At 66.7% G+C, this 5,976-nt stretch carries 6 protein-coding genes; 4 read left to right on the top strand and 2 right to left on the bottom strand.

The genetic code is table 11. From position 1 onward, the window contains the following. Positions 1–67: 67 nt before the first annotated feature. Complete coding sequence (locus HMPREF2581_RS18355; protein WP_003140216.1) at positions 68–934, bottom strand: substrate-binding periplasmic protein; 867 nt, start codon at positions 932–934, stop codon at positions 68–70. Positions 935–970: 36 nt separating this feature from the next. On the opposite strand from HMPREF2581_RS18355, the gene dnaX reads away from it, so the two are divergent. The 4 genes from dnaX (at position 971) to HMPREF2581_RS18375 (ending at position 5,358) form a co-directional block, all read left to right on the top strand. After that, the gene (dnaX, locus tag HMPREF2581_RS18360; RefSeq protein WP_070867360.1) at positions 971–3,040 is read left to right on the top strand and encodes a DNA polymerase III subunit gamma/tau; all 2,070 of its coding nucleotides are present in this window, start codon (positions 971–973) and stop codon (positions 3,038–3,040) included. A 45-nt stretch (positions 3,041–3,085) separates the two neighbouring features. Beyond that, positions 3,086–3,412 (top strand): YbaB/EbfC family nucleoid-associated protein, encoded by a 327-nt coding sequence (locus HMPREF2581_RS18365; protein ID WP_003087236.1) that lies wholly within the window; start codon positions 3,086–3,088, stop codon positions 3,410–3,412. Positions 3,413–3,490: 78 nt separating this feature from the next. Continuing rightward, the gene (gene recR / locus HMPREF2581_RS18370) at positions 3,491–4,087 is read left to right on the top strand and encodes a recombination mediator RecR (RefSeq protein WP_003111077.1); all 597 of its coding nucleotides are present in this window, start codon (positions 3,491–3,493) and stop codon (positions 4,085–4,087) included. 122 nt (positions 4,088–4,209) lie between these two features. Continuing rightward, positions 4,210–5,358: an acyl-CoA dehydrogenase family protein gene (locus HMPREF2581_RS18375; RefSeq protein WP_003111078.1), complete on the top strand. Its 1,149-nt coding sequence runs from the start codon at positions 4,210–4,212 to the stop codon at positions 5,356–5,358. Between the two features lie 12 nt (positions 5,359–5,370). Here the strand turns inward: HMPREF2581_RS18375 and HMPREF2581_RS18380 are convergent, their stop codons facing one another. Then, positions 5,371–5,910, bottom strand: coding sequence for a CbrC family protein (locus HMPREF2581_RS18380; protein ID WP_003111079.1), 540 nt, complete (start codon positions 5,908–5,910; stop codon positions 5,371–5,373). Positions 5,911–5,976: the final 66 nt, after the last annotated feature.

Here is a 5,976-nt window from a genome sequence, read left to right on the forward strand (position 1 = left end):
GCCGGGGTGTGGCTGGCGGGGCCGCCTCCATTTCAGGCTCGCCATTTTTCGCAGACCGCCGCCGCTCTTATCGGTAGCGCTGCAGTATCTCCTCGATCTCTCCGCTGCGCTTCATTTCCTCGAACGTCTTCAGTATCGCTTCCACCGGAACCTCCGCGGAATCCCGCACCAGGCAGCTCACTGCCGTTTCCTCGAGCTGCGCGGCTTCCTGGAGTGGCGGCTGCCCCGGCGCCTGGCGGTTGCTCCAGTGCAGCGACAGTTGATGGCTGACCGCGTAGCGGTAGCGGCCGGCGCGCAGCTTTTCCAGCACCAGGTCCTGGGTGCGCGCATCGTCGCGGCGTAGCCGGCCGATGTCGAACAGCGCTTGCAAGCGGGGATAGCTGTAGCCGAGGACGGTACCGATACGCTGGGCCGGCAGCGCCTCGGGAATCGGCGCGAAGCCTTCGCGGGCGACCAGGATGTCGCGTTGCACCAGCAGCGCGACGCTCCAGCGATAGCCGGGGAAGTCGTGGCTGAGCCAGGCGGGGCTGATATAGCAGCGAACATCGATTTCAGCGCCGTTCATCGCCTGCTCGATGCGCCCGCGCGGGTAGGGGTGGTAGAGCGCCTTGCGGCCGACCTGCCGGGCCAGGGAGCGGGTGATGTCGTAGACGATGCCGTCGATCGGCTGGCCCCGTTCCAGGCGGATCAACGGCATGCTCCAGCTTTCCATCACCGAGAAGCGCAATGGCGTCGCGTCGTTCTCCGTGGCCGTCGCTGGCAGGGCCGCGAGCAACTGCAGCAGGAGCAGCGCCGGTGCGCCGAAATGAGGCATGAACGAAGTCAGGGAGGGTAGAGTCATTGCCACCGACGAGGGCTGCTGAAGGGCCAGGGGAATTCTTAGCACGCAGTTTGCCAAGTCAGCGAGCGCAGAAGGGGTAAATTGCGCTAGCATTGGCCGACTTGTGCTTCCCTTCTGCGACGGTTTTCGATGAGTTATCAAGTTCTTGCGCGTAAATGGCGTCCCCGTTCCTTCCGTGAAATGGTCGGCCAGACCCATGTGCTCAAGGCTCTGATCAACGCCCTGGACAACCAGCGGCTGCACCATGCCTACCTGTTCACCGGTACCCGCGGGGTCGGCAAGACCACCATCGCGCGGATCCTGGCCAAGTGCCTGAACTGCGAGACCGGGGTCAGTTCCACGCCGTGCGGCGAATGCTCGGTCTGTCGCGAAATCGACGAAGGCCGCTTCGTCGACCTGATCGAAGTGGACGCCGCGAGCCGGACCAAGGTCGAGGATACCCGCGAGTTGCTCGACAACGTGCAGTACTCGCCGACCCGCGGCCGCTACAAGGTCTACCTGATCGACGAAGTGCACATGCTCTCGTCACACAGTTTCAATGCGCTGCTCAAGACCCTCGAGGAGCCGCCGCCGCACGTCAAGTTCCTGCTGGCCACCACCGACCCGCAGAAGTTGCCGGTGACCATCCTCTCGCGCTGCCTGCAGTTCTCCCTGAAGAACATGCCGCCGGAGCGGGTGGTCGAGCACCTGACCCACGTGCTCGGAGCCGAGAACGTGCCCTTCGAGGATGACGCCCTGTGGTTGCTCGGGCGCGCCGCCGACGGCTCGATGCGTGACGCCATGAGCCTGACCGACCAGGCCATCGCCTTCGGCGAGGGCAAGGTGCTGGCCGCAGACGTGCGGGCGATGCTCGGTACCCTCGATCACGGCCAGGTCTATGGCGTGCTCCAGGCCTTGCTGGAGGGCGATGCGCGCGCTCTGCTCGAAGCGGTGCGCCACCTGGCCGAGCAGGGGCCGGACTGGGGCGGCGTGCTTGCCGAAATACTCAACGTGCTGCACCGCGTCGCGATCGCCCAGGCCCTGCCGGAAGCGATCGACAATGGCCAGGGCGACCGCGAGCGGGTGCTGGCCCTGGCCCAGGCGTTGCCGGCGGAAGACGTACAGTTCTATTACCAGATGGGCCTGATCGGCCGCCGCGACCTGCCGCTGGCGCCCGATCCGCGTAGCGGCTTCGAGATGGTGTTGCTGCGGATGCTCGCGTTCCGCCCGGCGGACGCCGACGGCGCGCCGAGGACGCCGCTAAAGGACCTGGGGATCAGCAAGGCCACGACTGATCCCGCCAACTCCCCCGTGGCCGGCGCGGCCTCGCCTGCGCCGGTCGCTGCCGTTGCTGCCGCGCCTGTCGTGGCTGCGCCCGTCGAAGCCCCGGCTGCCCCGGCGGCAGCGCCATCCGCGCCACCGGCGGCGGTCGAGGTGCGCGTCGCGGAAGCGGTTGTCGAAGAGCCCGCCGCCGCGGCAGAGGTCGTCGACTTGCCCTGGGAAGAGCCGGCGCCGAGCCTCGCTGCCGAGCCCGAGCCCGAGCCCGAGCCCGAGCCCGAGCCGCTAGCCGTGGAGGCTCCCTCGGCCCCTCCGGCAGTGGCGGTCGAGGCGGTGGTGGAAACCGTTCTGGAAGCCCTGCCGGCTGCGTTGCCGGTAGCACCTGACGAGCAGGACGAGCAGGACGAGCAGGACGAGCAGGACGACGAGCCACCGCCCGCGGACGACTACTACGAAGTCGACATGGATACCCTGGCCTACCTGGATGCCGCGCCCGAGCCTGACGTGGTCGTGGTGGAGGAGCCGCTGCCGGCGGCGAAGCCGGCCACCGGCCTGGCCGCGGAGTGGCTGGAGCTGTTCCCGCGGCTCGGCCTCGGCGGCCTGACCGCCAGCATCGCTGCCAACTGTACGCTGGTAGCTGCCGACGACGACCAATGGCATCTGCATCTCGATCCGGGCCAGAGCGCGCTGTTCAACGCCACCCAGCAGCGGCGGCTGAACGATGCGCTGAACCAGCACCTGGGGCGCACCCTCAAACTGGAGGTGACCCTGCAGAAGCCTGAGCAGGAGACCCCGGCCCAGGCAGCGGCACGCCGGCGTGCCGAGCGCCAGCGGGCGGCCGAGGCATCGATCGATGCCGACCCGTTGGTCCGGCAGTTGCGCGAGCAGTTCGCCGCGGTGGTCCGTGACGGTACCATCGAACCTTTGGAAGCCAAGGCCTGACCGGCGCTTGGCGCACGCAACAAGACGACATTCGAGGTGAAGAACATGATGAAAGGTGGCATGGCCGGCCTGATGAAGCAGGCGCAGCAGATGCAGGAAAAGATGCAGAAGATGCAGGAAGAGCTGGCCAACGCGGAAGTGACCGGGCAATCCGGCGCCGGTCTGGTCAGCGTGGTGATGACCGGGCGCCACGACGTCAAGCGCGTCAGCCTGGACGACAGCCTGATGCAGGAAGACAAGGAAATCCTCGAAGACCTGATCGCCGCCGCGGTCAACGATGCGGTGCGCAAGATCGAGCAGAACAACCAGGAAAAGATGTCCGGCTTCACCTCGGGCATGCAACTGCCGCCCGGCTTCAAGATGCCCTTCTGATTCTGCGTTCGTGCCGGGTCCGCCTTCTTAGGACGGCGCCCGGCAGCCATTCCCCTCCCTCTATCCGACGAGTCCTGCATGAGTTTCAGCCCGCTGATCCGCCAACTGATCGAGTCCCTGCGCATTCTTCCCGGTGTCGGGCAGAAGTCGGCCCAGCGCATGGCGCTGATGCTGCTGGAGCGCGATCGCAGCGGCGGCCTGAAGCTGGCCCAGGCGTTGACCGCCGCGATGGAAGGGGTCGGTCATTGCCGGCGGTGCCGTACCCTCAGCGAGGAGGAGCTGTGCCCGCAGTGCGCCGACCCGCGACGCGACGACTCGCTGCTCTGCGTGGTGGAAGGCCCTCTGGACGTATTCGCGGTGGAGCAGACCGGCTACCGCGGCCGCTATTTCGTGCTCAAGGGACACCTGTCGCCGCTCGACGGCCTGGGGCCGGAGGCGATCGGCATTCCCGAACTGGAAGCGCGGATCAGGGACGGAGCCTTCAGCGAGGTGATCCTCGCCACCAACCCCACCGTGGAAGGCGAGGCCACCGCCCACTATATCGCCCAGCTACTGGCCGGCCGCGGCCTGACCTTGTCGCGTATCGCCCATGGCGTGCCGCTGGGTGGCGAGCTGGAGCTGGTCGATGGCGGCACCTTGGCCCACGCCCTGGCCGGACGGCGGCCGATCTCCTGAGCTCTGTGCCTCCCGTGTCCGTAGGAAGGGCGGCCTATACGCCCTCGCCGATGGCCAGTTTCCCGTATTGAAAACCAAGCAAGCGCTAGGTAAGTTCTGAGGCTCCCATCAGGAGCCCGGCCATGACTGACTTCCAGCAGTACTTCGACGAGTCCCATCAACTGATCCGGGATTCGGTGCGCCGTTTCGTCGAGCGCGAGGTGTTGCCGCACATCGATGAATGGGAGGAGGCCGAGGAATTTCCCCGTGAACTCTATCTCAAGGCCGGCGCGGCCGGGATCCTCGGCATCGGCTACCCGGAAGCCTACGGCGGCAGTTGCGAAGGCGATCTGTTCGCCAAGGTGGCGGCCAGCGAAGAGCTCATGCGCTGCGGTTCCGGCGGCTTGGTCGCCGGGTTGGGATCGCTGGATATCGGCTTGCCTCCGGTGGTCAAGTGGGCCCGTCCCGAGGTGCGCGAGCGGGTGGTGCCGGCGGTGCTGCGCGGCGAGAAGATCATGGCCCTGGCGGTCACCGAGCCCTCTGGCGGCTCCGACGTGGCCAACCTGAAGACCCGTGCGGTGCGCGATGGCGATCACTATCGCGTCAGCGGCAGCAAGACCTTCATCACCAGCGGCGTGCGCGCGGACTACTACACGGTGGCGGTGCGTACCGGCGGCGAGGGTTTCGCCGGCATCAGCCTGCTGCTGGTGGAGAAGGGCACTGCCGGGTTCAGTGTCGGCCGCAAGCTGAAGAAGATGGGCTGGTGGGCGTCGGATACCGCCGAACTGTTCTTCGACGACTGCCGGGTGCCTGCGGAAAACCTGATCGGCGTGGAGAACGCTGGCTTCGCCTGCATCATGGCCAATTTCCAGAGCGAGCGCCTGGCCCTGGCGGTGATGGCCAACATGACCGCGCAACTGGCTCTGGAGGAGTCGCTGCGCTGGGCGCGCGAGCGAGAAGCGTTCGGCAAGCCGATCGGCAAGTTCCAGGTGCTGCGCCATCGTCTCGCGGAAATGGCCACGCAACTGGAGGTTTCCCGCGAGTTCACCTATCGCCAGGCAGCGAAGATGGCTGCCGGCAAGAGCGTGATCAAGGAGATATCGATGGCCAAGAACTTCGCTACCGATGTCGCCGATCGCCTGACCTATGATGCCGTGCAGGTGCTCGGCGGCATGGGCTACATGCGCGAAAGCCTGGTGGAGCGGCTGTATCGCGACAACCGGATTCTCTCCATCGGCGGCGGTTCGCGGGAAATCATGAACGAGATCATCGGCAAGCAGATGGGGTTGTAGGGCCGCGTTCTATCAGGTGAAGTCCAGGTCGTAATGCGCCTGGCCACAGTGCAGGCAGTCGAAGCGGTAGATGGCCGGATTGCCGCCGGGCGTATAGGCGTCGACGAGGCGTTGCCAGGTGCTAGCCGGCCAGGCGAAATCGGCGAAGCGCTGCGCCAGGCCCTCGGCTCCCAGTTGCCCGATTTCCTCACGCCCCGCGTCGCCGCGAAAGGCGCAGGCATCCTCGCAGCAAACCAGCCAGCGCTCCTGCTGCCAGGAGGCGTAGCCGGGCGTGCGCTCGCAGACTTCGGTGACGATATTCGCGGCGACGCCGGCGTCGAGCAGCGGATAATCGTCGGAAAAGCTCGCTTCGTAGCGGGCGGCCGCGCTGCCGTCGGCTATGCACCAGGGGCAAAGGCTGCCGGGCGGTAACTCGTGGCGGGAATAGGGCGAACCGGTGTAGACGTAGCCACGAGCCTTGCCACAGCACTGGCAGGTGGCGGCGGAAGCCTCGATGCTGCCGCTGGCGAGCGGTTCGGGATGGTAGCGGAAGTGCGGAAGGGGAGGGTTCATGACGGCCGTGCCCTGGAGACTGGCTGTCGAGTATGACGTGCCGGGCAGCCTAGCGGCTACCCGGCG

The sequence above is a fragment of the Pseudomonas sp. HMSC057H01 genome (genome assembly GCF_001836405.1).
Taxonomy (GTDB): Bacteria; Pseudomonadota; Gammaproteobacteria; order Pseudomonadales; family Pseudomonadaceae; genus Pseudomonas; species Pseudomonas aeruginosa.

Excerpts from the sequence above, each read along its gene's own strand:
- dnaX (WP_070867360.1), top strand. The coding sequence starts at position 971 with ATGAGTTATCAAGTTCTTGCGCGTAAATGGCGTCCCCGTTCCTTCCGT.
- recR (WP_003111077.1), top strand. The coding sequence starts at position 3,491 with ATGAGTTTCAGCCCGCTGATCCGCCAACTGATCGAGTCCCTGCGCATT.
- HMPREF2581_RS18380 (WP_003111079.1), bottom strand. The coding sequence starts at position 5,910 with ATGAACCCTCCCCTTCCGCACTTCCGCTACCATCCCGAACCGCTCGCC.
- HMPREF2581_RS18365 (WP_003087236.1), top strand. The coding sequence starts at position 3,086 with ATGATGAAAGGTGGCATGGCCGGCCTGATGAAGCAGGCGCAGCAGATG.
- HMPREF2581_RS18355 (WP_003140216.1), bottom strand. The coding sequence starts at position 934 with ATGCTAGCGCAATTTACCCCTTCTGCGCTCGCTGACTTGGCAAACTGC.
- HMPREF2581_RS18375 (WP_003111078.1), top strand. The coding sequence starts at position 4,210 with ATGACTGACTTCCAGCAGTACTTCGACGAGTCCCATCAACTGATCCGG.